Source organism: Brevundimonas vesicularis (genome assembly GCF_044807075.1).
Classification (GTDB): Bacteria; Pseudomonadota; Alphaproteobacteria; order Caulobacterales; family Caulobacteraceae; genus Brevundimonas; species Brevundimonas vesicularis_G.
Window position 1 is genome coordinate 928576 of sequence record NZ_CP085234.1, and the last position, 23542, is coordinate 952117.

The window sequence follows — 23542 nt, forward strand, 5'->3', positions numbered from 1 at the left end:
GCTTTTCGCCGCTTCGACTGGACGCGTGCTGGCCGCCGTCAATGCGGCGTTCGCCCCCTCCACCACGCTGCGCGCGGTCCTCCTCCCCCGCTGTGCGGGGGAGGAGCTGTGAAAGTCGCCTCGGTCCTCATTCCCCTGCCGGTGCCGGAGGCCTTCGACTACGAGGCGCCCGAAGGCATGACGCTGACGCGGGGCGATCAGGTCGCCGTGCCGCTGGGGCCGCGTCTGATCCGGGGCGTGGTGTCCGAGGTGTTCGAGACGACGGGATCGAACCGGCGACTGAAGGCGATCGACAGCTTGCTGGACGATCCGCCCCTGCCGGCGGGCGTCATGGACTTCGTGGAATGGGCAGGGCGCTGGACCCTGGCGGCCCCGGGCGAGATGGCGGCGACGGCGTTGAAGGGCTTGCGCGCGCCCCGGCCCCGGCCGGAACGCCGGGTGCGTCGGGTGGGCGAGCGGTCGCCGTCGCGCGCCACCCCGGCGCGGACGGGCGTGCTGGAGGCCCTGGGCGATCGCGCCATGCCGCCGGCCGATCTGGCGCGGGCGGCGGGCGTGTCGTCGGGCGTGGTCAAGGGCCTGATCGATGAGGGCGTGCTGGAGATCATCGAGATCGCGGCCGAGGCGGCGTTCGACCGGCCCGACCCCGACCACGCCCCCGCCGCGCTGAACGGCGACCAGGCGGCGTCGGCGACGGCGATGGCGGATGGCGTGGCGGGTGGCGGCTTTCGCCCCTTCCTGCTGGACGGGGTGACGGGATCGGGCAAGACCGAGGCCTATCTGGAGGCGATCGCGCGGGTGCTGCGGGCCGATCCGGCCGCGCAAATCCTCATCCTGCTGCCCGAGATCGCTCTGACCCAGGCCCTGATCGAGCGGATCACGGCGCGGTTCGGCGCCGCCCCGGCCGAATGGCATTCCGGCGTCGCCCCGCCGCGCCGTCGTCAGGTGTGGGAGGCGGTCGTCGCCGGGCGCTGCAACATCGTGGTCGGGGCGCGCTCGGCCCTGTTTCTGCCCTTCGTCAATCTGCGCCTGATCGTCGTGGACGAGGAGCATGACGGCTCGTTCAAACAAGAGGAAGGCCTGGTCTATCACGGCCGCGACCTGGCCGTGGCGCGGGCGCGGATCGAGGGGGCGGCGGTGGTCCTGGCCTCAGCGACGCCGTCGCTGGAGACGCTGTGGAACGCCCAGAGCGGGCGATACGACTGGCTGAAGCTGGGCGCGCGGCACGGGACGGCGGTGCTGCCGGACATCGCCCTGCTGGATTTGCGGCAGAACACGCCCGATCCGCAGACCTGGCTGTCGCAGCCGCTGCGCCTGGCCATCGGCGAAACCCTGGCGCGCGGCGAGCAGACCCTGCTGTTCCTGAACCGGCGCGGCTATGCGCCCGTGGTCCTGTGTCGCGCCTGCGGCCATCGGCTGACGGCGCCGGACACCGACAGCTGGCTGGTCGAGCATCGCTATACCGGGCGGCTGGTCTGTCACCTGACCGGCTTTTCGATGGCGCGGCCCAAGCTGTGTCCCTCGTGCAGGGCCGAGGATTCGCTGGTCTCGGTCGGGCCGGGTGTCGAGCGGGTCGAGGAAGAGGTGCGCCAGCTGTTCCCCGAGGCGCGCACGGCGGTGTTCAGCTCCGACACCGCGCCGGACGCGCGATCGGCCCGCGCCCTGATCCAGAAGATGACGGACGGCGAGATCGACATTCTGGTGGCGACGCAGGCCGCGGCCAAGGGCCACAACTTTCCGCGCTTGACGCTGGTGGGCGTGGTGGATGCGGATCTGGGCCTGCGGGGCGGCGACCTGCGCGCGGCCGAGCGGACCTATCAGCTGCTGGCCCAGGCGACGGGGCGGGCGGGACGGGCGGATCGGCCGGGGCGGGCGCTGCTTCAGACCTGGACGCCCGAGCATCCGGTGCTGATGGCGCTGGCGGCCGGCGATCGCGACGCCTTCGTCGAGGCGGAAATGGCCGAGCGCGAGGCGGCGTCCCTGCCGCCCTATGGCCGTCTGGCGGCGATCATCCTGTCCAGCGAGAATGCGGCCGCCGTCGAGAAGACGGCGAACGATCTGGCCCAGGCCATTCCCAACGCCGAACGGCTGGAGGTCTATGGCCCCGCCGATGCGCCGCTGGCCCTGGTGCGGGGGAGGCGGCGCAAGCGGCTGCTGGTGCGGGCCGACCGGGACGTGAACCTCCAGGCCTTTTTGAGAGCCTGGCTTCAGCGGGTGAAGGTGCCGGGCTCCGTCCGCCTGACGGTGGATGTGGATCCCTATTCCTTCCTCTAGAGGCGGAAGTCAGACCGCCATGACGGTGCCGAGCAGCAGACGGGCGCCGGCGCGGCCCAGGGTGGCGTTGGTCGCCGCCTGAAGCGCGGCCGACAGCTGGTCGATGTCGGGCACGACGCCGGGACGCAGCCCGTTGGCGAAGCGCTGGGCGGCGGTGTTGTAGGCGGCGCGCAGGCGCGGCGCGGACTGCTGGGCGCGGGTGCGAAGGGTCGCATCGGGCACGTCGACCCCGGTTTCGATGGTCAGCACGCCCCGCCGGCCGCTGGCCTGGATGATCGAGGCGGTGATGACCGGCAGCCGGATATAGGTGTCGGCCGACGGCGCCGCGCCGCCGCTCGAAGCGCGGGCGGAGGTCGAGGCGGCGGCCGTCGCGACGACGGCGAGACCGAGAAGAGCGCGGCGTTCCATGCCGCAGCCCTAGCCGAAATCCCTTAATTCTCCGTTGCCTGATCCAGGGCGCCTGCGGGCATGGGCTTCAGATCCAGCAGGGCGAACAGGCGGGCGTCTTTGTCCTGTTCAGGGTTGGGGGTGGTCAGCAGCTTGCCGCCGACGAAGATGGAGTTGGCCCCGGCGAGGAAGCACAGGGCCTGCATCTCGACGCTCATGGTCTCGCGTCCCGCCGACAAGCGCACCATCGCTCTGGGGCATACCAGTCGGGCGACCGCGACGGTGCGAACGAACTCGATGGGATCGATCTCGCCAGTCTTCAGGACGCGCTCCCCCAGCGGGGTGCCGGTGACGGGGACCAGGGCGTTGACCGGCAGGCTGTCGGGATGGACGGGCAGGGTCGCCAGGGCGTGCAGCAGGCCGGCGCGATCACGCCGCGCCTCGCCCATGCCGACGATGCCGCCGCAGCAGGTGCTCATGCCCGCGTCGCGGACATGCTCAAGCGTGTCCAGCCGGTCCTGATAGCTGCGGGTGGTGACGACCTCGGCATAGTAGTCGGGGCCGGTGTCGAGGTTGTGGTTGTAGTAGTCGAGACCGGCGTCCTTCAGTTGGCGCGCCTGATCGGCGGTCAGCATGCCCAGGGTGGCGCAGGTCTCCAAGCCCAGCGCCTTCACGCCCGAGATCATCGCCGCCAGCTTGGGCGTGTCGCGATCCTTCAGCTCCCGCCAGGCCGCGCCCATGCAGAACCGGCTGGCGCCGCCCGCCTTGGCGGCCATGGCCTCGGAGATGACGGCCGACGGCTCCATCAGCTTTTCAGCCCTCAGCCCGGTCTTGAAGCTGGCCGATTGCGAACAGTACCCGCAGTTCTCGGCGCAGCCGCCGGTCTTGATCGACAGCAGTTGCGACTTCTGGACCTGGCTGGGGTCGAACCAGCGGCGGTGGACCGAGGCGGCGTCGAACACCAGCTCCATGAAAGGCCGGGCGAACAGGGCCTCGACCTCCTCCAGCGTCCAGTCGTGGCGGGGTCGCGCCACGTCGAGATCGTCGCGGAGGCGTGTTGGAAGGGTGCGGGAAAGGTCGTCGGCCATGCGCCACGACTAGCATCCGTTTCCCCTGACGCAAGGAGGGTCATATGCAAAAGCGCAATTTTGCAAATCCGCGCCTTCACAAAATCGGTCTCGGTGGTGCCGCATCACATAAGGATATCTTTATGGCTTTCTTGCTCATAAAGGCCGGGCGGGCTATGAGGCCCCAAACCTTCCTGAGGCTCGGAGCCCCGACATGACCGACTACATCGTTCGCGACATCACCTTGGCCGATTGGGGCAATAAGGAAATCGAGATCGCGGAAACCGAAATGCCGGGCCTGATGTCCCTGCGTGACGAGTTCGGCGCCAGCCAGCCGCTGAAGGGCGCCCGCATCGCCGGCAGCCTGCACATGACCATCCAGACGGCGGTCCTGATCCAGACGCTGGAAGCCCTGGGCGCCGAAGTGCGCTGGGCCTCGTGCAACATCTTCTCGACCCAGGACCACGCCGCCGCCGCCATCGCCGCCAACGGCACGCCGGTCTTCGCCACCAAGGGCGAGACGCTGGAAGAGTACTGGGACTACGCCCACAAGATCTTCGAATGGGCCGACGGCGGCTATCCGAACCTGATCCTGGACGACGGCGGCGATGCGACCCTGCTGTGCGTGCTGGGTCCGAAGGCCGAGAAGGACATCTCGGTCCTGGCCAACCCGCAGAACGAAGAGGAAGAGGCTCTCTTCAAGGTCATGAAGCGCTATCTGGCTGAGAAGCCGGGCTTCTATTCGGCCATCCGCGACGCCATCGGCGGCGTGTCGGAAGAGACGACCACGGGCGTTCATCGCCTGTATCAGATGGCCGAAAAGGGCGAGCTGCCCTTCCCCGCCATCAACGTCAACGACAGCGTCACCAAGTCCAAGTTCGACAACCTGTACGGCTGCCGGGAATCGCTGGTCGACGCGATCCGTCGCGGCACCGACGTTATGCTGTCGGGCAAGGTCGCGGTGGTCTGCGGCTACGGCGACGTGGGCAAGGGCTCGGCCGCCTCGCTGCGCCAGGGCGGCGCCCGCGTGATCGTGACCGAGATCGACCCGATCTGCGCCCTGCAGGCCGCGATGGAAGGCTATGAGGTCCAGACGCTGGACGACACCGCCGGCCGCGCCGACATCTATGTGACGACGACCGGCAACAAGGACGTCATCACCGTCGACCACATGCGTCAGATGAAGAACAACGCCATCGTCTGCAACATCGGCCACTTCGATAGCGAGATTCAGGTCGCCGGCCTGAAGAACTTCAAGTGGGACGAGATCAAGCCGCAGGTCCACCACGTCGAGTTCCCGGACGGCAAGAAGATCATCCTGCTGTCGGAAGGCCGCCTGGTGAACCTGGGCAACGCCACGGGCCACCCGTCCTTCGTGATGTCGGCGTCCTTCACCAACCAGACGCTGGCCCAGATCGAACTGTGGACCAACGCCGACAAGTACGAGAACAAGGTCTACACCCTGCCCAAGCACCTGGACGAGAAGGTCGCCATGCTGCACCTGGCCAAGCTGGGCGCCAAGCTGACCGTCCTGACCAAGGACCAGGCCGACTACATCAACGTGCCGGTCGAAGGCCCGTTCAAGGCGGATCACTACCGTTACTAAGCTCTCCCCGAGGCTGGAACCGCGAGGTTCCCAGTGACGAGGGCGTCTTCGGACGCCCTCGTCGACGTCCTGGTGGTCGGGGCCGGCGCGGCCGGGATGATGGCCGCCATCGAGGCCGGGCGACGCGGGCGGCGGGTCAGGGTCGTGGACCATGCCGACCGGCCCGGCGAGAAGATCCGCATCTCGGGCGGCGGACGCTGCAACTTCACCAATCTGGGCTGCGGGCCGGCGAACTTCCTGGGCGAGAACCCCCGGTTCGCGACCTCGGCCCTGCGCCGCTACACCCAGCACGACTTCGTCAAGCGCATCGATAGGGCCGGCATCGCCTGGCACGAGAAGACGCTGGGTCAGCTGTTCTGCGACGATAGCGCCAAGCAGATCGTCCGTATGCTGACCGACGACATGGCGGCGGCGGGCGTGACCCTGAGCCTGAAGACCGGCGTGACGCGGATCGAACGATCCGGCGAGGGCCTTACGGCGATCCTGTCGGACGGATCGCAGGTCACGGCGGCGTCGCTCATCGTGGCGACCGGCGGCAAGTCGATCCCCAAGATGGGGGCGACCGGCTGGGCCTATGAGGTCGCGCGCCAGTTCGACATTCGCGTCACCGAGACCCGACCGGCGCTGGTTCCCCTGACGTTCGAGGCGGGACTGCTGGAGACGCTGGCGCCGCTGGCGGGGGTGGCGGTGGACGTCTCGGTCGCCTCGGCGCCCGAAGGGGCCAAGGCGCGCAAGGCCAGCTTCAACGAGGCGATGCTGTTCACGCATCGCGGCCTGTCGGGTCCGGCCATTCTTCAGATCAGCTCCTACTGGCGCGAGGGCGAGGCAGTGGTGGCGTCGATGGCGCCGGGCCGCGACGTGTTCGAGGAGTTGAAGGCGGCCAAGGCGTCGAACGGCAAACAGGCCGTGCATACGGCGCTGGGCCATATCGTGCCGCGTCGTCTGGCCGAGAGCCTGTGCCAGCGCGAAGGGGCGTCGGGCAATCTGGCGGACCTGTCGGACAAGGTGCTGCGGCGGCTGGATCAGGCAGTCAACGCCTGGGCTGTCAAGCCGGTGGGGTCCGAGGGTTACAGGACCGCCGAGGTGACGCTGGGCGGGGTTGATACGGCCGCGCTGGATCAGCAGACGATGCAGGCCAAAACGGTTCCGGGGCTGTATTTCATCGGCGAGGCGGTGGACGTGACCGGCTGGCTGGGCGGCTATAATTTCCAGTGGGCCTGGTCGTCGGGGTGGGCCGCCGGGCAGGTCTGCTAGAATTTTTTGAGTGCAATCTGTGCACTTTGGCCGGCGGGTCCGCTGACAAAAACACCGTCTAATTCGTCTAATCTGTCTATTTCGGCGTTCTGGCGGCGCGCGAAGATGTCAAAGACCGGGGCGCCATTCTAACCCGGCCCAGGGTCATGACAGGCGAAGGGTCGCTGGTCGGTCGTAAGCCGTGGTAAAATCTCGCGATCGTCGTCGCTGATAGGATGGCAGGGACGGCCGACGCCCCCCCTGCGGCCCCGCGACGCATGGCGGCGGGCGGCGACGGCGCCTAGCTTGAAGAGGCGGAACGGGCCCCTCTGGCGTTCTCGCGGTCTGGCGTCCCCCTTCCTTGCGCCGGATCGTGCGACGCGATGTCGGACCGCAAGGGCGTGTCGATGCGGCGAAGCTTTCCCCTCCTGGCCTGTCGCATCGACCGCCCATTCTTTTTCGATCGGAGCCCGACATGCCCCTTCTGATGTGCCCCAACGACAACGCCGCCATGCAGACGCTGGAGCGCAACGGCGTCCAGTTCGACATGTGTCCCGACTGCCGGGGCGTCTGGCTGGATCGCGGCGAGCTGGAAAAGCTGATGGCCGCCGCCGTCGAGGAGGGCCGCGCCGCTACGCCGGTCGCGCCCGCCCCGCAGGCCTATGCGCCCGCCCCGCAGGCCTATGCGCCGCCTCCGCAGCCCTATGCACAGCCCCAGTCCCAACCTCAGTCCCACCCGTGGGGCGGCGGGGCGTCACAGCCGTATCGCGGCGACGATCGAGGCTACCGGAGCGACAAATATCGCGACGACCGGCATCGCGACGACGACTACCGCTACAAGAAAAAGAAGCGCGACAGCATCTTCGACATCTTCGACTGAGGTCGGTTAGGCCGCCAGCCCGGCCTGCTGCATCAGTCCCTTGATCGCCGTGACGCCTTCCGGCGCCGCCGTCAGGGCGGTGCGGACGTCGGGCGAGCGCAGCAATTTGATGACTTCGGCGCGGGCGCGGTCTGCGACAGGCCCCAAGGGTCCGGCCTCGCCAGTCGCCAGTTTGAGAAGGGCCGTCAGCTTCTGGGGCGCCGTCACCTGGGCGCGGATGATCTGGGCGACCAGTTTGGCGTCGGCTTCCAGATTGCCGCCGACGGCGCCGATGGCCTCGATGATCTGATGTTCATCGTGCTCGCCCAGTTTGGCGGATTGGACCGAGCGCTGCAGGCGCGCCAGCGTCGCCAGCTTGTGCGAGGCGCTGGGGCCGCCGGGGACGGACTGGCGGATCTCGGTTTCGAAACGCAGCGAGCCGATACAGGCGCTGAGCCAGCGCGCGGCGGCGCGCTTGTTGGCGCCGCCGGTCACGTTTTCGCACAGCCGCGTCAGATGCTCGGCCTCGGCCAGCACCGTCTCACAGGGATTGACGTAGGCGCCGACGAAATCGGCCGTGACCAGGCTCTTGGAGCGTTCGATGAAGGCGGTCTGGACCTCTTCCAGCGTCAGCAGGCGCCCGGCCGAGGCGGTCAGGGCCATGGCCAGCAGACGCAGGATGTCGATCTCGCCTGCGGGATCGGCGGGACGCAGCCGACGCGGGCTGGTCAGCTCCAGCGTGACGAGCCGCGCCAGGGAGGCGCCGAGCAGCGGGAAGTCGCCGGACGCCAGATGCAGCCCCAGGCGGGCAGCCGGACCCTCCACCTGCGGCATCATCAGCGCCAGACGCGGGTCCATGCGTAAAAGCGTATCCATCTCGGCCGGCGCGACCATGCGGACGATGGCCGCCAGATTGGCGCCTTGGTCCAAGGACGGTCCCAGCACTTCGGTCAGGTTGGTGCGCACGGCCAGCATTTCGGCGACGATCTGCTCGACCACCACCACGACCAGGGCGCGCGGCGGACCGTCGGCGGGCGCGGCGTCCATCAGGTCCATCAAGACGCCCAACCGCGTGCGGGCGCCGCGCCGATCCTTCAGCGCGCCGGCGACGACGCCGCCCATGACGAAGGCGCGGTCGGGTGCGCCCGCCAGCCGATGGGCCAGATCGGCGATGGAGCGGTCCTCCAGCGAAGGAAAGACGCCCTCGCGCCCGGCCTTGCGCAGCCGGGCCATCGCCTGTTCGGTCAGCTTTTGATAGTGGCGCACGACGCCGTGCACCTCCTGGCCCGTGGCCTGACTTTCGGGGACCGCGACCTTCTGGATGGCGTGCTGAAGCTCGACCCCGGCCGCCTCCAGCCGTTCGGCCACATCGGGGCGATGCAGGAGTTCGAAGGCGGTCACGCCCTCGCGTTTCAGCCAGTCCTCCAGCACCCGGCCGATCAGGGCGCGGGCATGGGGCGAGTAGAGTTCGGCCGGACTGCTGCAGGCCGGCGGGACCGCCTTGTCGGCGACCTTCTTCTTTCGCTCCTCCGGCGCGCCCAGCGTCAGGATGGTCAGGGAGCTGAACTCCATCGTCTCGGGGTCCAGCGTCTCCTTGGTCACGCGCGAGGCGATGGCGAGACGGTCGCGAAGCTGCTCCTCGGCGGTCTCGATGGCGTGTTTGCGGTCTTCGGTCGCGATCAGCAGCGTCCACGACGACGGGGCGCTCTTGCGGACATAGACTTCGTAGTGGATCGGACCCGCCATGGGCCGATCCTGCATCCCAAGCCTTTAAGGCGAGGTTTTCGAAGGTGGAATGTTTCTGCGTGCGCCGGAGCGACGCGGTGCGCGCGTTGAAATGAGGCGGCGCAATGACCATCTGGCTGTCACCGAACCGCTTTCGGGTTGCAGGCGATTTTCATTCGACCCGAAACGCCTTAGCCCTAATGTGACCGAGATCGAACGGTTACGCTTGCTGTGCGTTCTCGCTCGCGGGAACGTAAAGTTCAGGAGAAGACACCCTTGGCCAACATCACTCTGGTCGATGACGACGAGAACATCGTGGCGTCCGTTTCGCTGGCGCTGGAAAGCCATGGCCACAAGATCACCGCCTATCACGACGGGGCCTCGGGTCTGGCCGCGCTGGAATCCTCGCCGCCCGATCTGGCGATCCTGGACGTGAAGATGCCGCGCATGGACGGGATGGAGGTGCTGCGTCGCCTGCGCCAGACCTCGCAAATCCCGGTTATCATGCTGACGTCCAAGGACGAGGAGATCGACGAGATCCTGGGCTTCAACCTGGGCGCGGACGACTATATCCACAAACCCTTCAGCCAGCGTCTGCTGATCGAGCGGGTCAAGGCGCTGTTGCGCCGCACGGGCGCCGACGGCGCCGAGCCGGAAGCCGCCGCCGAGGTCTCGGGCCGGGCGATCAAGCGCGGCAAGCTGTCGATGGACCCGGCGCGCCACGAGTCGACCTGGGACGGCAAGCCCGTCAAGCTGACGGTGACCGAGTTCCTGCTGCTGCAGGCCCTGGCGCAGCGTCCCGGCTTCGTGAAGAGCCGCGACAACCTGATGGACGCCGCCTACGACGACCAGGTCTATGTCGACGACCGCACCATCGACAGCCACGTGAAGCGGATGCGCAAGAAGTTCCGCGCCGTGGACAATGAGTTCGACGCGATCGAGACCCTGTATGGCGTCGGCTACCGCTACCGCGAGAGCTGAACCGGGCGGGCGCGAGCCCGACGAGGAGCCCCAGCGCCGGCCGTTGTTCCGCTTCGGCGGGTCGCGGCTGGGCGGGTTCATCCTGGTGCTCAATCTGCTCAGCCTGCTGATCCTGTTCGGCGGGGCACTGGCGATCAATGAATGGCGTCCGGGCCTGATCGAGGCGCGTCAGGAATCGCTGACGGTCCAGGCCGAACTGCTGGCCAATGTGTTGCGCGAAGAAGGCGTGACGCGGGGCGAACCGACGCCCGAACTGGACCCCATCCGCGCGTCGATCTGGCTGACCGACCGGTTCATCCCGGCGGGCCAGCGGGTGCGACTATATGATGTGAACGGCCTGTTGCTGGTCGACAGCTATCAGGTGACCGAGGCCATCGGTGGGCGGCCCCTGCCCGACGCGCAGCTGGCGGGGACGGCGACCGAGGACGCCGCCAAGGCCAATCTGCTGTCCGAGCGCCGCGTCGCGCGCGCCGACAGCGAACTGGCGGCCGAGGTGGCGGCGGCGCTGGACGGCTCGCCCCAATCGACCCTGCGTCGCAACGAATCCGGCGACCGGGTCGTCTCCGTCTCCATTCCCGTGCGCCATGTGCGTCAGGTGCTGGGCGTGCTGACCGTCGAGTCCGGGGACGTGGACGAAATCCTGGGCGCTCAGCGGCAGGCGCTGTTCCCGTTCGCCCTGGTGGCGCTGGGGGTCAATCTCTTGGGATCGCTGCTGCTGCATCTGTTCGTGGCGCGGCCAATCATGCGGCTGTCGGCGGCGGCGGATCAGGTGAAGCTGCAACGCGCGCGGGCCATCTCCCTGCCGGATCTGGAGGATCGCAAGGACGAGATCGGCGATCTGGCGCGGTCTCTGGAATCCATGACCGACACCCTGTCGACGCGGATGGACGCCATCGAACGGTTCGCGGCCGATGTGTCGCACGAGATCAAGAACCCCCTGACCTCGATCCGTTCGGCGCTGGAAACCCTGCCGCTGGTCAAGACCGATGCGCACCGCGAGAAGCTGACGGCGCTGTTGCAGCAGGACGTGCGTCGGCTGGACCGGCTGATCACCGACATCTCCAACGCCTCGCGGCTGGATGCGGAGCTGTCGCGCGATCGGCCCCGGCCGGTCGATCTGAACCGTCTGCTGGTCGATATCGTCGGCGTCTATGAAACGACGGCCAAGCCCGGCGACATTCCGGTCGTGCTCACAGCGCCCGAACAGGCCCTGCGGGTCATGGGGCGCGACGGGCCGCTGGGGCAGGTGTTCCGCAACCTGATCGACAACGCCCGCTCGTTCAGCCCCCCAGGCGGCGTGGTGCGGGTGACGCTGGAGGACATCGGGGACGATCTGCCGATCCGCGTACGGGTCGAGGACCAGGGGCCGGGCATTCCGGCCGAGAATCTGGAGACGGTGTTCGAGCGGTTCTACACCTCGCGGCCCAAGGGGGCGGTGTTCGGCTCCAACTCGGGCCTGGGCCTGTCCATCGTGCGTCAGATCGTCGAGGCGCATGGCGGTCGCGTCCACGCCGAAAACAAGACCGAAGGCGGCGCGCGGTTCGAGATCGTCTTCCCGTCGGTCGGCCGCTGGTCGTGAGCCCGGGCCAGCCGATCCACGCCACCACCGTCGCCGTGCGCCGGCGCGGGGCGTGGCAGGGGGTGATGATCCTGGGACCGTCGGGCGCGGGCAAGAGCGATCTGGCGCTGCGGCTGATCGCGCGGGGTTGGCGGCTGGTCAGCGACGACTACACCCAGGTCTGGGCCTCGGACGGGGCCGTTCACGCGTCGGCGCCGGCCTCCATCGCCGGTCGGATCGAGGTGCGCGGCCTTGGAATCGTGGCCGCCAGAACACGCCCGGTCTGTCGCGTGGCGCTGGCCGTCGCCTGTGTGGGGGAAGGCGTCGAACGGCTTCCGGAGCCGCAGACACGGGCTTTCGCGGGGGTGGACCTGCCCCTCTTGGCGCTGGACCCCAGACCCGCCTCGGCCGTCGATGTGGTCGCAGCGGCGTTGGAGACGCTTTGAAACCCCGAAAGACGGGTCTATGACACGCCCCTTGCGGTCCATAGAGGGCGGCGTCCGGCCTCCCTTGCCGGGCGGGGGAATGCCTGGGACGGTTCGGGGCGGGATGCGAGTGAAGTCCTCATGATCGGTCTGGTGATCGTCACCCACGGCGGGTTGGCGTCCGAGTTTCTCTCCGCCATGGAGCATGTGGTCGGCCCGCAGCGCGGCGTCGCGGCCATCTGCATCGGGCCCGACGACGACATGGAGCGTCGGCGTCGCGACATCGTGGACGCGGCCGCGGCCGTGGACGACGGCGAAGGGGTCATCCTGCTGACCGACATGTTCGGCGGCACGCCGTCGAACCTGGCCATCTCGGTGATGGAACAGACGCGCGCCGAGGTCATCGCCGGGCTGAACCTGCCCATGCTGATCAAACTGGCCAGCGTGCGCGGGCGCGAGACGCTGGAATCCTGCGTGGCCCATGCGCAGGACGCCGGGCGCAAATACATCTCCGTCGCGTCCTGGGTGCTCGCAGGCGAAAAATGACCGTCACCGCGACCCTGAACATCTGCAATACGCGCGGCCTGCACGCCCGCGCCTCGGCCAAGTTCGTCAAACTGGCCTCCAGCTTCGAAAGCGAGATCCACGTCACCCGCGACGGCGTGACGGTGGACGCCCGCTCGATCATGGGCCTGCTGATGCTGGGCGCCGGCATCGGCTGCAGCATCGACGTCTCCGCCGAGGGCCCGGACGCCGCAGAGGCGATGGAAGCCCTGACGGACCTAGTCGCGCGCAAGTTCGACGAGGATCAGTAGGCGGTCGTCCGCGCTGGTCTCAGACGAACGGCGCCGGCATCGGCGCAGGCGTCACCCCCGATGGTGCAGGCGCTTCCACACCTGATAGCCGACGATGGGGGCGAAGCCGCAGAGGAGGGCGGCGATCAGGACCATCCAGAAGCCGCCCCCCAGCCAGACTTCGCCGGCCAGGGCCCCGGCGCCGGCCGCCAGGACCGGGCCGAGCCAGGGCAGCCAGGTCGGCGGCCGCATCTTCATTCAGGCGTCGACCTTGATGACGCCGCGACGGATCTGGTCCAGCTCGATGGAATCGAACAGGGCCTGGAAGTTGCCGTTGCCGAAGCCTTCGTTGCCCTTGCGCTGGATGATCTCGAAGAAGATCGGGCCGAAGGTGTCCTGGGTGAAGATCTGCAGCAGCAGGCCTTCCTCGTCCGAACCGTCGATCAGGATGCGGTTCTTGCGCATCCGCTCCACGTCCTCGCCATGGTTGGGCAGGCGCTTGTCGATCAGTTCGAAATAGGTCTCGATCGTGTCCTGGAAGGCGACGCCGCGTTCCTTCATCGCTTCGACCGTCTCGAAGATGTTCTCGGTCGTCAGGGCGATGTGCTGGATGCCCTCGCCGTTGTAGCGACGGATGAACTCCTCGATCTGGGAGTTCTCGTCCTGGCTTTCGTTCAGCGGGATGCGGATGGCGCGGTCGGGCGCGATCATGGCCTGGGAGAACAGGCCCGTCGCCTTGCCCTTGATGTCGAAATACTTCTGCTCTTCGAAGTTGAAGATCGAGTTGTAGAAGCCCGACCAGGTGCGCATCTGGCCGCGACGGACGTTGTGGGTCAGGTGGTCCAGGATCTCCAGGCCCACCGAATTCTTGCGCTCGGCCTCTTCCCAGCCCTCGATCTCGTCCCAGGCGTCATAGAGCGAGCCGGCGTCGCCGTACTGGTCGATGACGTAGAGCAGCGAGCCGCCGATGCCTTGCAAGATGTAGGGGTAGTCGTCGCCCAGCGCGCCGCCGGCGGCATCCGTCGCGGCGACGGCGCCGCGAGCCAGCGCGCCCTCATAGGCGGCCTTGGCGTCGGTGGTGCGAAAAGCCATGCCGTTGGCGGACGGGCCGTGATCCTTGGCGAAGTCGGCGGCCTGACCCTTGGGCGAGCGCTGCACCAGGAAGCTGATGTCGCCCTGTTTCAGGCGCACCACGTCGGTCCTGGGGTTCACGTGCGTCTGGGTGAAGCCCATCAGCTCCAGGCGCGAAATCATCGCCTCGGGCTCGGGGCCGGTGAATTCGACGAACTCGAAACCGTCGACGCCGAGGGGGTTGTCAAGGTCGATCTGTTCCGCCGTCGGCTGGCCTTGGGTCATGTCGTTCATGGCGCGTCTCCCGCGTAGCTTTTGAGGCGGGCTTAACCGAAAGGAGCCGCCGATTGGCGCGGAACCTAGTCACAGAAGACGACGGAGCCAAGACGAAGCCACGGGGTCGTGATGACGGACGCCCCGCAAGTCCCGTCGGCCGTCTTTATGCGATCAGCGCAGGACGGGTTCAGGATCGACCAGCCGGACGTCGTGCATCTGATCCAGATAGGCTTCGTAGTAGCCCTTGTGCGAGGCGCCGACGATGGTCAGCATCCGCGTGCCCGGATAGCGGCCCAGAACATCGCGCATATTGGCGACCATGCGCAGATTGCGCGTCTCCCAATAGCCGAGGTAGTGGCGGCCGAAGGCCTGCGGCGACGGCTCGACCAAGGTCGCGCCGAAGTCGGACTGATAGGTCAGGGCCGGCGTCGTCGGCGCGTTATAGGCGCGGTACATGCGCAGCACGCCGTCGGGCTGATCGAGGGCGGCGCCCAGTTCCGCGTCCTGCGTTCGACGGGTCTGGCTGGCGGGATTGTTCCACGCGCCCATGATGGCGTCGGCGTAGGCTTTCTTCTCGACGGGGTCGGTCGGGTCGGGGGTGTCGGCGGTGTGGTCGTCGACGCTCCACAGCCGCTCCAGTCCCAGGCGTGCGCCCAGGGGCGCGGAGATTAGGTAGGTCTCATTGGCCCTCTCTTTGATGCGGTTCAGAACGGCGACCAGGGCGTCGTTCAGGCCGTCGCCGACGGTGCGGTCCTCGGGCGCCAGTCGTAGCCACTGGACCAAGGCGGATCCCCGCTCGCCGGCCGCCAGGAAGACCGCCGCCAGATGACGCCGCTGGGCCGCCGTGGGCTGATCGGGCCACTCGGCCAGCAGCCGCTCGGCCTCGGCATTGGCGGCCGGTACGTCCAGACCGGTGGCCAGGGCGGCGGGGGCGGGATCCCAGCAGTAGGTCTCGACCGTCTCGGCATAGCGCGACGGATAGCGACGCAGGCTGTCGCATTGCAGGCCCGAAAGGTCCTCCGTCGCGATGGCGGTCGGCATCCAGGCCGCCAACCGATCCAGCAGCGGGGCCAGGCTCTCGGCCTTGAAGCCGTCGTCCAGGTTCGACAGGTGCGGCGTGCCCAGCACCAAGACCTCGTTCAGCGCGCCGGCGGGCGGCCCCTTCAGCTGATCAGGATGGAAGGCTTGGCGATAGTCCTGGGCGGCTGCCGGCAGGGCGGTGGCCAGCAGTGCGCCGACGGCGACGAACAGGATGTGAGAGAAACGAAGAGGCAGAGCCATGACACGCCGTGAAAGAAGATTGGGAATGATCGACCGTCGGTCGGTCACGCCACCTTCGACGGATCGCCGCCCGGGCGCCCGTTAATTCTTGGACATCTAAGGCAGCGCTTGCGTTGAAGCCGCATCAGCCCGGCAGCCAGCGCGTGGCCCATTCGGCGCCCATCAGAAGGCCGGTCCCGAGCGCGCCCAAGATGGTCAGCCACACGGTGGTTACGGCGCAGCCCGCGAGGACGAACAGGCCGTCGCGCTGGATCAGGCCGACCGACAGCAAGGCCAGGGCGATGGACGGGATGGTGTTGGTCAGCGGCATGACGATGGTCACGGTCGCCAGGATCATGAAGACGGCGGCCAGCTTTTCGCCCGGCCCATCGGCGAAGCGGCGCAAGCGCGGGCGCGACAGCCGGTCGATCCAGCCCAGTTTGGTTTCGGCGAAGTCGGCCATGGCCTTCAGCCACGACCCCTTGCACCGCAGGTTCAGAAACCAGCGCGGCAGCCATGGCTCCTCGCGCCCGACCAGCATCTGGCCTGCCAGCAGGATGACGATCAACCCGACCACCTGCGGCACGCCGTAAAGGCCCGGCACGAGACAAGGGATGGAGAGCAGCAGGATCAAAAGCCCATAGGCGCGCTCGTCCAGCCGGTCGCGGATTTCGTGCAGGGTCAGGCCTGCGTCGCCGCCGTCGTCGGCCAGCCGCCGCAGCAGCCGGGTCACGTTGTGGCTGACGTCGTCCTGCTGGACCGTGGACGGGGGAGAGGCGGGGGTCGTCATTCAGGCGCTCTAGCAGGTGGACGTGACGGCCGAGGATGACGCAACGCCGCAGGGGTGCTAACGCGCCGTGCCGCCTTAAGGATCTCCATGCTGCGCAAACTCTATGACCGCGTCTTCGACCTGGCGCGCAGCCGCCATGCGACCAAGGCCCTGGCGGTCGTCTCCTTCGCCGAGAGTTCGTTCTTTCCGATCCCGCCCGACGTGATGCTGGCGCCCATGATCCTGGCGCGGCCGCAGAAGGCGTATTTCTACGCCGCCGTCTGCACCGTGGCGTCGGTTCTGGGCGGGATTCTCGGTTATGCGATCGGCTATTTCCTGACCGACCTAGGCTTGGCGATCATGCGGGTGCTGGGCCATTCGGACGGGCTGGAGCAGTTTCGCGCGTGGTTCGATCAGTGGGGCCTGTGGGTCATTCTGATCAAGGGGCTGACACCCATCCCCTACAAGCTGGTGACCATCGCTTCGGGCCTGGCGGCGTTCAGCTTTCCGGTCTTCATGGCCGCGTCGGTCGTGACGCGGGGCGGGCGCTTCTTCCTGGAAGCGTGGATCCTGAAACGCTGGGGGCCGGCCATGCTGGCGCAGGTCGAAAAGCGGCTGGCGATGTGGAGCGTGATCGGCCTGGTCGGGCTGGTCGCGTTGATCGTCGTCCTGAAGCTTCTGTAAGTCGACGGCGCGTTCGGGGCGGGGTAAGACCGTTTCAAGATGATCGATGTCTATCGCCTTCTGACCCGTTGGTGGACCGCCTTCGCCCTGGCCGCGTCGCTGGCCATGCTGGGCGCGGCCCATGCGTTCGAACGGTTCGGCGGCCTTGCGCCCTGCAACCTGTGTCTGAAACAGCGCGAGGTCTATTGGGGGGCGGTCGTCGTGGCGGTGCTGGCTACGGGCTGGACCCTGTTCAGCGGCGGACGCCGGGGCACGCCGCGCATCGCCGCCTTCCTGCTGGCGGCCGTCTTCGCCACAGGCGCCATCACGGCCATCTTCCACATGGGCGGCGAATACAAATGGTGGGCCTTGCCTGCGACCTGTTCGTCCGTCGGCGGCTCGGTCGATATGGACAGCCTGACGGCGCTCGCCATGGGCACGGGGCCGGTGACCAAGGTGATCGGCTGCGGCGATGTGGCCTGGAGCTGGCTCGGTCTGTCAATGGCAGGATGGAACGCGATCATCGCCTCGGCGCTTGCGGGGTTCAGCCTGTTGGCGGCGAAACGTCCAAAGGACGCCCGAGCGCCCCGGATCGAAAAGGCCTGATGCGATGAGCCATTCCATTCCGCTTCCCCGTCCCGGTCAGGGCGCCGACAAGGCGCGGATGGACGAAATCCTGCGTGTCGATCACGCCGGGGAATATGCGGCCGTCCTGATCTATCGCGCCCAGAAGGCGGTGTTTGAAGGGCGCAAGGGGCGTGACGGCATCGCCCACGACCTGTCGGAGATGCAGGACCAGGAGGCGGTGCATCTGGCGCGCTTCGAGCGGCTGCTGAACGAGCGGCGGGTGCGGCCCACGGTCATGACGCCCCTGTGGCGCATCGCCGCCTCGGCCCTGGGCGCCGGCACGGCCCTGATGGGTGAAAAGGCCGCGCACGCCTGCACCGAGGCGGTCGAAAGCGTGATCGAGAAACACTATGCCGACCAGATCGCCGAGATCGGCGATCGCGACCCGGCTCTGGCGGCCGAGCTGAAACAGTTCCGCGACGAAGAACTGGCCCACCACGACCACGCCATCGAACACGGCAGCCGCGAAGCGCCGGCCTATCGCCTGCTGTCCGGCGTGATCAAGGTGGGCTGCAAGGCGGCGATCAAGATCAGCGAGCGGGTTTAAGCGCCCCTCGCTGCGGAGCAGGGAGGGGACTGTAACGTCAGTAGATTTCGAACAGCCCGGCCGCCCCCATGCCGCCGCCGATGCACATGGTGACGACGCCGTATTTGGCCCCGCGACGCTTGCCCTCGATCAGGACGTGGCCGGTCATGCGTGCGCCGGACATGCCGTAGGGGTGGCCGATGGAGATGGCGCCGCCCGAGACGTTCAGACGGTCGTCGGGAATGCCCAGCGTGTCCTGGCAATACAGGACCTGGGCGGCGAAGGCCTCGTTCAGCTCCCAGATGCCGATGTCGTCTATCGTCAAGCCGTGGCGCTTCAGCAGTTTGGGCACGGCATAAACCGGCCCGATGCCCATTTCGTCCGGCTCGCAGCCGGCGACCGCCATGCCGCGATAGGCGCCGAGCGGTTGCAGATTGCGCTTCACCGCCTCGCCGGCCTCCATGACGACGCAGGCCGAGGCGCCGTCCGACAGTTGCGAGGCGTTTCCGGCGGTGATGAACTCACCCGTCTGGATCTCCTCGCCGCCGCCGAAGACGGGCTTCAAAGCCTTCAGCCCTTCCAGCGTCGTGTCGGGACGGTTGCCCTCGTCCTTGGACAGGGTGACCTCTTTCGATGAGGTCTGGCCGGTGGCCTTGTCCATGACCAGCATGGTGGTGGTCATGGGCACGATCTCGGCGTCTAACCGACCGGCGTCCTGGGCCGCGGCGGTGCGCTGCTGGGACTTCAGCGCATAGTCGTCCTGGCGGTCGCGGCTGACGCCGTAGCGGCGCGACACCACCTCGGCCGTCTCCAGCATCGACATATAGATATGGGGCGACAGCTTCAGCAGCGCCTCGTCCTTCATCCGGTACAGGTTCATATTCTGGTTCTGGACCAGGGAGATGCTTTCCAGCCCGCCGCCGACCGCCATCTTCTGCTGATCGAAGACGACCTGTTTCGCCGCCGTGGCGATGCCCATCAGGCCCGAGGCGCACTGACGGTCCAGGCTCATGCCGGGCACGGAGGAGGGCAGGCCGGCGGCGAGCGCGATCTGGCGCGCGACGTTGGTGCCGGTCGAACCCTGCTGCAGGGCCGCGCCCATGATCACGTCCTCGATCTCGGCCGGATCGACGCCGGCGCGCTGGACCGCGTGCTTCACCGCATGGGCACCGAGGCTTTGCGCCTGGGTGTCGTTGAAGGCGCCGCGATAGGCGCGTCCGATGGGGGTGCGGGCGGTGGAGACGATGACGGCTTCGCGCATGAGCTTTCCTCCTGGGGCTATCGCCCTTTGGGCTACTTGAGCCCATTCTTGTTTGGCCTATCGCGCTTGGCGCTGCTTGAGGCCGTTCCTGTTTGGCCTACGCTCGTTCGCGCTGCTTGAGGCCGGTTTCCTCTGACGCCAAGTTAGGCGCCTCACGTTGCGTCAACGCAAGGCGCCTTATTGCTCAACCGCCGTGCGCCTTCTGCGCCTTGGTCAGTTCGATCATGCCCTGGGCGGCACCCATCTCCGGCACAATCTCGCCCGCGCGGTCCGAAATGGCGTCGAAGCGGGCGGCGACCTGTTCTGGCGCATCGTCGCCGGTGACGAAGTCGCCTTGCGTCAGGGTGACATAGGCGCGCTCGAATCCGCCGGCGCCGGCGCCCAGAATGGCGCGGCTCGGCGCCTCCTGGCTGACCAGATAAAGCAGGCCGGGCGTGACCAGGGCCGGGGCCAGTGCCTCCAGCGGCAGGGCGGCGCCCAGATCCTCGGTCATGCGGGTGTGGGCGGTGGGCGCCAGACAGTTGACGCGGATGTTGTTCTTGGCCCCCTCGATCGATAGGGTCTGCATCAGACCGACCAGCGCCATCTTGGCCGCGCCATAGTTCGACTGGCCGAAGTTGCCGTACAGACCCGACGACGAAGTGGTCATCACGATCCGGCCGTAGTTCTGCCCGCGCATGATCTCCCACACCGCCTTGGTGCAGTTGACCGCCCCCATCAGGTGGACGTCGACGACGAAGCGGAAGTCCTCGATATCCATATTAGCGAAAGTCTTGTCGCGCAGGACGCCGGCGTTGTTCACCAGGATGTCGATCCGGCCCCATTTCGCCATGGCCTGATCGACCATGGCCTGGACCGCGGCAAAGTCCGTCACCGAGGCCGCGTTGGCCACGGCCTCGCCGCCGGCCGCCTCGATTTCCGCCACGACCGATTCCGCCGCCGTCGCCGAACCGCCCGAACCGTCGCGCGCCCCGCCCAGGTCGTTGACCACCACCCTGGCCCCCCGCGCCGCGAGAGCGAGCGCGTGTTCGCGCCCCAGCCCGCCACCGGCGCCTGTCACGATCGCCACCTGTCCGTCAAACCGCATCGTCATAATCGTTTCCTCTCGCAGACGCCCAATGTGTTGAAACGGCGCCACAGTCGACACAATCGTAGCTCAAGCGCGGAACCGCACGCCAGCCACGCCGTTCGGTCCCGTGAATGCTGTGCTATTGCGCAGCTTCGCGCATTCACACAGTGAGGAAGCTATGAAGCTCAAACTTCTCGCCTCCGTTGCCGCCGCCGGACTGTTCGCAGCCGGCGCCGCATCGGCGGAACCCAATGGTTGGTACGGCGCCGTCGACGCCGGCTACCACATGATCGACGATATCAACGCTGAATCGTCCACGACCGGCGCCAACTGGAACTGGGAAGTGAACGACGGCTGGGCGGCTTTCGCTCGCCTCGGCTATCGCTTCAACCCGAACTGGCGCGTTGAACTGGAAGGCGGCTATCGCTCGGGCGACATCGGCCGCGTTCGCGCCGTGTCGGGCACGCAGGGCCTGTGCAACCTGACCCCGGCGACGGGCGGCTGCTTCTCGCCCGAAGGCGACATCGAATCCGCCACCCTGATGGCCAACGTCATCTATGATTTCGGCTTCGAATACTGGGGCGTTCGTCCGTTCGTCGGCCTCGGCGCCGGTGTGAACCACGTCAAGACCGACACCATCGGCAACCTGCGCGCCAACCGCGGCGCCACCTTCACCGCCGACGACAGCTCGACCAAGTTCGCCGCTCAGGCGATCGCCGGTCTGGCCTGGGCCATCGGCGACCGCACCAACATCGACCTGACCTACCGCTACCTGACGGGCGACGCCAACTTCGCCTCGACGACGGTCGGCGCTGGTCCTGGCGCCACGTCGTTCGGCGAATGGGACGGCGACTACGACCAGTCGCACACCGTGACCCTGGGTCTGCGCTACAGCTTCGGCGCGGAAGACGCGCCGCCGCCGCCGCCTCCTCCGCCCCCGCCGCCCCCGCCGCCTCCTCCGCCTCCTCCGCCCCCGCCGCCGGTCGCTCAGACCCCGGTCGCTCGCCAGTTCGTGGTCTACTTCGACTGGGATCGTTCGGACCTGACCGCGGAAGCCCGTTCGGTGGTGACGCAGGCCGCCAACTACGCCAAGTCGGGTCGTCCGACGCGCGTCCTGATCGTCGGCTACACCGACACCTCGGGTTCGGCCGCCTATAACGTGGGTCTGTCCAACCGTCGTTCGCGCACCGTCGCGGACGCCCTGGTCGCTCAAGGCGTCAACGGCGGCGTGATCGCCCTGGACGGCAAGGGCGAAACCAACCTGGCCAAGCCGACCGCCGACGGTGTGCGCGAACCGCTCAACCGCCGCGCGACCATCGACATCAACTTCTAAGATGTTGCGGGAGCCGGTTGGGGCTGACCCAGCCGGCGACCTGCGACGCATGGAAGTCGACGTTGCAAAGACATCAGGCCGTCGCCGTCCTCCGGGCGGCGGCGGTTTTGATGCTAAAAAACAACGCTTAAAGCGCCACGTTTCAAAATTTCCGAACTCTGGGCGTTTTCGATTGATCGCAAAAGGTGGTCGCGACAAAAGGGCGGTGATGCGCTTTGTCGATAAACTCTTCGGTTGCACCGGCCGCGCCGAAGCGGCTTCTGTTCCGTCATTGTACCGGTGGGCGTGATGGTGGACGTGCGTTCGTCTTCTCGAGTTCTGTCGGCGCGACGTCGTCGCCGTTATCGCTTAAGGGCAGATGACGTGCGGCCGGGGGTTTCTCTGCGATTGCGCTCAGCGGCGCCTGCCCAGACAACGGTAATCTCTGCATTTCCCGCGACACGACAGGGCGGGCGGCACGCGCTATCGGGTCGCCGCTTCCTGATCGTCTCCGCCCCCTTCGGATCGTTCGGAGCCGCACTGGCCTCGGTGCTCGAATCGCGCGGGGCGGTCGTCAACCGCATGATCTTCAACGCCGGCGATGCGATGAACTGGCGCAGACCAGGCGGTATAGTATTCAAGGAGACGGCGAAATCGTGGAGTGACGATCTGTTCCGAATCCTGGCCGGTTTCAGCGACATCATCGTCTTTGGCGAGGCTGGCGCCTACAATCGCGCGGTACTGGCCGCCTCGGAAAGCCTGAAGGCTCGCGTCTGGGTTCTGGAGAACGGCTATTTCCGCCCTGACTGGGTCACGGTCGAGCGCAACGGCGTCAACGGGTCCAGCGCCCTTCCGCGCTTTCGAGACGGATATCCGGATCCGGCGCCGCGACTGCCCGAGCCTGTCGCAGTCGGAAAAATCCTGCCGCACCATGTCGCCAATATCAGCGCCTATCATACGGTGCAGGTGGCGGGAAAAGCGTTCTTCCCAAACTATACAGCGCCCTATGTGTTCTCACCGCTGAAACAGTGCCTGGGCCATATCCGACGCTACGTCAGCCTGGCCTTCCGTCGGCCGGAGAATTGCGACGCCGACATCATTCGTGACAGAGGCGAGTTCTTCATCGCCTGCCTGCAGCGGGAGGGCGATGCGCAGCTGCTGCGCTATTCTCGATACGCCGACAATCGCGCCTTCCTGACGGCCGTCATCTCCAGCTTCGCCGCAAACGCGTCACCTGAGATGCGGCTGGTGATCAAAAACCATCCGCTGGATCCGGGCCTAGTCAATCTTCGCGCAATCACGATGCGGCTTGCTCGGGAGCATGGCTTGGCGGGACGTGTCGATTTCATTGACGGCGGCAATTTGGCCGCCCTGTGCCGCGCGTCGCTGGGCATGGTCGTCAACAACTCCAGCGCTGCGCTTTCTGCGCTCGGCTTCCACACGCCGGTCAAGGTTCTGGGCGACGCCTTCTTTAACTTCGAAGGCCTGACGGACCAAAAGCCGCTGGATGCCTTTTGGCAGACGCCGGAGGCTCCCGACAGCGCCCTGTTCACGCGTTTCCGCGCGCATGTGATCGCCCAGAGCCAGGTCAACGGCAACTATCACGAGCCGCATGCCATAATGCCGACGGCGAACGGCATAGCCGACGTGTTTGAGCGGGCGTCAGCCTAGCCCAGCCGCCGTAGGGTGTGGCGCCCAGACCACCCTCTGGCGCTGTCATATTGCTGTTACATAACTGTCGCCCAAGGTTTCAACATGCGCCCTAGAGGGGGCTGGATTGCGACAGGCGATGGACGTCTGCC

At 67.3% G+C, this 23542-nt stretch carries 24 protein-coding genes; 15 read left to right on the forward strand and 9 right to left on the reverse strand.

Annotated elements, in window-relative coordinates; genetic code table 11:
- The first annotated feature begins 108 nt into the window (after positions 1-108).
- Complete coding sequence (locus LG306_RS04565; RefSeq protein ID WP_404418591.1) at positions 109-2271, forward strand: primosomal protein N'; 2163 nt, start codon at positions 109-111, stop codon at positions 2269-2271.
- Between the two features lie 9 nt (positions 2272-2280).
- Here LG306_RS04565 and LG306_RS04570 read toward each other — a convergent pair whose 3' ends face one another.
- Positions 2281-2679 carry a Tat pathway signal protein gene (locus tag LG306_RS04570; protein WP_404418593.1) on the reverse strand — a complete coding sequence of 133 codons (399 nt, stop codon included), beginning with the start codon at positions 2677-2679 and terminating at the stop codon, positions 2281-2283.
- 23 nt (positions 2680-2702) lie between these two features.
- Positions 2703-3746 carry a biotin synthase BioB gene (gene bioB, locus LG306_RS04575; protein ID WP_404418595.1) on the reverse strand — a complete coding sequence of 348 codons (1044 nt, stop codon included), beginning with the start codon at positions 3744-3746 and terminating at the stop codon, positions 2703-2705.
- Positions 3747-3939: 193 nt separating this feature from the next.
- Between bioB and ahcY the strand changes: the two genes are divergently transcribed.
- From ahcY to LG306_RS04590, 3 genes are all read left to right on the forward strand, one after another.
- The gene (gene ahcY, locus LG306_RS04580) at positions 3940-5331 is read left to right on the forward strand and encodes an adenosylhomocysteinase (RefSeq protein ID WP_017506126.1); all 1392 of its coding nucleotides are present in this window, start codon (positions 3940-3942) and stop codon (positions 5329-5331) included.
- 96 nt (positions 5332-5427) lie between these two features.
- Positions 5428-6585, forward strand: a complete 1158-nt coding sequence (locus LG306_RS04585; protein ID WP_404419649.1) for an NAD(P)/FAD-dependent oxidoreductase — start codon at positions 5428-5430, stop codon at positions 6583-6585.
- A 454-nt stretch (positions 6586-7039) separates the two neighbouring features.
- On the forward strand, positions 7040-7444 hold the full coding sequence (locus LG306_RS04590) for a zf-TFIIB domain-containing protein (RefSeq protein ID WP_404418597.1): 405 nt from the start codon (positions 7040-7042) through the stop codon (positions 7442-7444).
- 6 nt (positions 7445-7450) lie between these two features.
- Here the strand turns inward: LG306_RS04590 and LG306_RS04595 are convergent, their stop codons facing one another.
- Positions 7451-9169 (reverse strand): hypothetical protein, encoded by a 1719-nt coding sequence (locus LG306_RS04595; protein WP_404418599.1) that lies wholly within the window; start codon positions 9167-9169, stop codon positions 7451-7453.
- Positions 9170-9424: 255 nt separating this feature from the next.
- Between LG306_RS04595 and LG306_RS04600 the strand changes: the two genes are divergently transcribed.
- The 5 genes from LG306_RS04600 (at position 9425) to LG306_RS04620 (ending at position 12927) form a co-directional block, all read left to right on the forward strand.
- Positions 9425-10129 (forward strand): response regulator transcription factor, encoded by a 705-nt coding sequence (locus tag LG306_RS04600; protein ID WP_112863367.1) that lies wholly within the window; start codon positions 9425-9427, stop codon positions 10127-10129.
- On the forward strand, positions 10098-11708 hold the full coding sequence (locus LG306_RS04605) for an ATP-binding protein (RefSeq protein WP_404418601.1): 1611 nt from the start codon (positions 10098-10100) through the stop codon (positions 11706-11708). Before LG306_RS04600 ends, LG306_RS04605 begins: the two co-directional genes overlap by 32 nt.
- A complete protein-coding gene (locus LG306_RS04610; protein ID WP_404418603.1) occupies positions 11705-12133 on the forward strand; it encodes an HPr kinase/phosphorylase in 429 nt (142 codons plus the stop codon). Before LG306_RS04605 ends, LG306_RS04610 begins: the two co-directional genes overlap by 4 nt.
- 120 nt (positions 12134-12253) lie before the next feature.
- A complete protein-coding gene (locus tag LG306_RS04615; RefSeq protein WP_017506133.1) occupies positions 12254-12658 on the forward strand; it encodes a PTS sugar transporter subunit IIA in 405 nt (134 codons plus the stop codon).
- Positions 12655-12927, forward strand: a complete 273-nt coding sequence (locus tag LG306_RS04620) for an HPr family phosphocarrier protein (protein WP_404418606.1) — start codon at positions 12655-12657, stop codon at positions 12925-12927. Before LG306_RS04615 ends, LG306_RS04620 begins: the two co-directional genes overlap by 4 nt.
- A 51-nt stretch (positions 12928-12978) precedes the next feature.
- Here LG306_RS04620 and LG306_RS04625 read toward each other — a convergent pair whose 3' ends face one another.
- From LG306_RS04625 to LG306_RS04640, 4 genes are all read right to left on the reverse strand, one after another.
- Positions 12979-13164, reverse strand: a complete 186-nt coding sequence (locus LG306_RS04625; RefSeq protein WP_039246041.1) for a hypothetical protein — start codon at positions 13162-13164, stop codon at positions 12979-12981.
- Entirely contained in the window at positions 13165-14271 is a 1107-nt protein-coding gene (gene hppD / locus LG306_RS04630) for a 4-hydroxyphenylpyruvate dioxygenase (protein WP_404418608.1), read from the reverse strand.
- A gap of 153 nt (positions 14272-14424) precedes the next feature.
- Entirely contained in the window at positions 14425-15534 is a 1110-nt protein-coding gene (locus LG306_RS04635) for a DUF5694 domain-containing protein (RefSeq protein WP_404418610.1), read from the reverse strand.
- A gap of 124 nt (positions 15535-15658) precedes the next feature.
- On the reverse strand, positions 15659-16303 hold the full coding sequence (locus tag LG306_RS04640) for an exopolysaccharide biosynthesis protein (protein WP_404418612.1): 645 nt from the start codon (positions 16301-16303) through the stop codon (positions 15659-15661).
- A gap of 87 nt (positions 16304-16390) precedes the next feature.
- Between LG306_RS04640 and LG306_RS04645 the strand changes: the two genes are divergently transcribed.
- The 3 genes from LG306_RS04645 to LG306_RS04655 are packed head-to-tail and all read left to right on the forward strand — an operon-like array spanning position 16391 to position 18119.
- Complete coding sequence (locus LG306_RS04645; RefSeq protein ID WP_404418614.1) at positions 16391-16966, forward strand: YqaA family protein; 576 nt, start codon at positions 16391-16393, stop codon at positions 16964-16966.
- Positions 16967-17005: 39 nt separating this feature from the next.
- Positions 17006-17551, forward strand: a complete 546-nt coding sequence (locus tag LG306_RS04650; protein WP_404418616.1) for a disulfide bond formation protein B — start codon at positions 17006-17008, stop codon at positions 17549-17551.
- Between the two features lie 4 nt (positions 17552-17555).
- The gene (locus LG306_RS04655) at positions 17556-18119 is read left to right on the forward strand and encodes a demethoxyubiquinone hydroxylase family protein (RefSeq protein ID WP_055807828.1); all 564 of its coding nucleotides are present in this window, start codon (positions 17556-17558) and stop codon (positions 18117-18119) included.
- 37 nt (positions 18120-18156) lie between these two features.
- Here the strand turns inward: LG306_RS04655 and LG306_RS04660 are convergent, their stop codons facing one another.
- Both LG306_RS04660 and LG306_RS04665 read right to left on the reverse strand, forming a co-directional pair.
- A complete protein-coding gene (locus LG306_RS04660) occupies positions 18157-19359 on the reverse strand; it encodes an acetyl-CoA C-acyltransferase (protein WP_404418618.1) in 1203 nt (400 codons plus the stop codon).
- 184 nt (positions 19360-19543) lie between these two features.
- The gene (locus tag LG306_RS04665) at positions 19544-20452 is read right to left on the reverse strand and encodes an SDR family NAD(P)-dependent oxidoreductase (protein WP_404418620.1); all 909 of its coding nucleotides are present in this window, start codon (positions 20450-20452) and stop codon (positions 19544-19546) included.
- A gap of 154 nt (positions 20453-20606) precedes the next feature.
- On the opposite strand from LG306_RS04665, the gene LG306_RS04670 reads away from it, so the two are divergent.
- From LG306_RS04670 to LG306_RS04680, 3 genes are all read left to right on the forward strand, one after another.
- Positions 20607-21761, forward strand: coding sequence for an OmpA family protein (locus LG306_RS04670; protein ID WP_404418622.1), 1155 nt, complete (start codon positions 20607-20609; stop codon positions 21759-21761).
- Positions 21762-21810: 49 nt separating this feature from the next.
- Positions 21811-22050, forward strand: coding sequence for a hypothetical protein (locus tag LG306_RS04675; protein WP_404418624.1), 240 nt, complete (start codon positions 21811-21813; stop codon positions 22048-22050).
- A gap of 239 nt (positions 22051-22289) precedes the next feature.
- Entirely contained in the window at positions 22290-23411 is a 1122-nt protein-coding gene (locus LG306_RS04680) for a capsular biosynthesis protein (protein ID WP_404418626.1), read from the forward strand.
- Positions 23412-23542 lie beyond the last annotated feature (131 nt).

What these genes read in the sequence shown, in the direction of transcription:
- LG306_RS04585 (WP_404419649.1), top strand. Translation starts at nt 5,428, where the DNA reads ATGATGGCCGCCATCGAGGCCGGGCGACGCGGGCGGCGGGTCAGGGTC.
- LG306_RS04645 (WP_404418614.1), top strand. Translation starts at nt 16,391, where the DNA reads ATGCTGCGCAAACTCTATGACCGCGTCTTCGACCTGGCGCGCAGCCGC.
- bioB (WP_404418595.1), bottom strand. Translation starts at nt 3,746, where the DNA reads ATGGCCGACGACCTTTCCCGCACCCTTCCAACACGCCTCCGCGACGAT.
- LG306_RS04650 (WP_404418616.1), top strand. Translation starts at nt 17,006, where the DNA reads ATGATCGATGTCTATCGCCTTCTGACCCGTTGGTGGACCGCCTTCGCC.
- LG306_RS04615 (WP_017506133.1), top strand. Translation starts at nt 12,254, where the DNA reads ATGATCGGTCTGGTGATCGTCACCCACGGCGGGTTGGCGTCCGAGTTT.
- LG306_RS04675 (WP_404418624.1), top strand. Translation starts at nt 21,811, where the DNA reads ATGGAAGTCGACGTTGCAAAGACATCAGGCCGTCGCCGTCCTCCGGGC.
- LG306_RS04620 (WP_404418606.1), top strand. Translation starts at nt 12,655, where the DNA reads ATGACCGTCACCGCGACCCTGAACATCTGCAATACGCGCGGCCTGCAC.
- LG306_RS04635 (WP_404418610.1), bottom strand. Translation starts at nt 15,534, where the DNA reads ATGGCTCTGCCTCTTCGTTTCTCTCACATCCTGTTCGTCGCCGTCGGC.
- LG306_RS04665 (WP_404418620.1), bottom strand. Translation starts at nt 20,452, where the DNA reads ATGACGATGCGGTTTGACGGACAGGTGGCGATCGTGACAGGCGCCGGT.
- hppD (WP_404418608.1), bottom strand. Translation starts at nt 14,271, where the DNA reads ATGAACGACATGACCCAAGGCCAGCCGACGGCGGAACAGATCGACCTT.
- LG306_RS04570 (WP_404418593.1), bottom strand. Translation starts at nt 2,679, where the DNA reads ATGGAACGCCGCGCTCTTCTCGGTCTCGCCGTCGTCGCGACGGCCGCC.
- LG306_RS04590 (WP_404418597.1), top strand. Translation starts at nt 7,040, where the DNA reads ATGCCCCTTCTGATGTGCCCCAACGACAACGCCGCCATGCAGACGCTG.
- LG306_RS04595 (WP_404418599.1), bottom strand. Translation starts at nt 9,169, where the DNA reads ATGGCGGGTCCGATCCACTACGAAGTCTATGTCCGCAAGAGCGCCCCG.
- LG306_RS04605 (WP_404418601.1), top strand. Translation starts at nt 10,098, where the DNA reads ATGGCGTCGGCTACCGCTACCGCGAGAGCTGAACCGGGCGGGCGCGAG.
- LG306_RS04670 (WP_404418622.1), top strand. Translation starts at nt 20,607, where the DNA reads ATGAAGCTCAAACTTCTCGCCTCCGTTGCCGCCGCCGGACTGTTCGCA.
- LG306_RS04625 (WP_039246041.1), bottom strand. Translation starts at nt 13,164, where the DNA reads ATGAAGATGCGGCCGCCGACCTGGCTGCCCTGGCTCGGCCCGGTCCTG.
- ahcY (WP_017506126.1), top strand. Translation starts at nt 3,940, where the DNA reads ATGACCGACTACATCGTTCGCGACATCACCTTGGCCGATTGGGGCAAT.
- LG306_RS04655 (WP_055807828.1), top strand. Translation starts at nt 17,556, where the DNA reads ATGAGCCATTCCATTCCGCTTCCCCGTCCCGGTCAGGGCGCCGACAAG.
- LG306_RS04640 (WP_404418612.1), bottom strand. Translation starts at nt 16,303, where the DNA reads ATGACGACCCCCGCCTCTCCCCCGTCCACGGTCCAGCAGGACGACGTC.
- LG306_RS04660 (WP_404418618.1), bottom strand. Translation starts at nt 19,359, where the DNA reads ATGCGCGAAGCCGTCATCGTCTCCACCGCCCGCACCCCCATCGGACGC.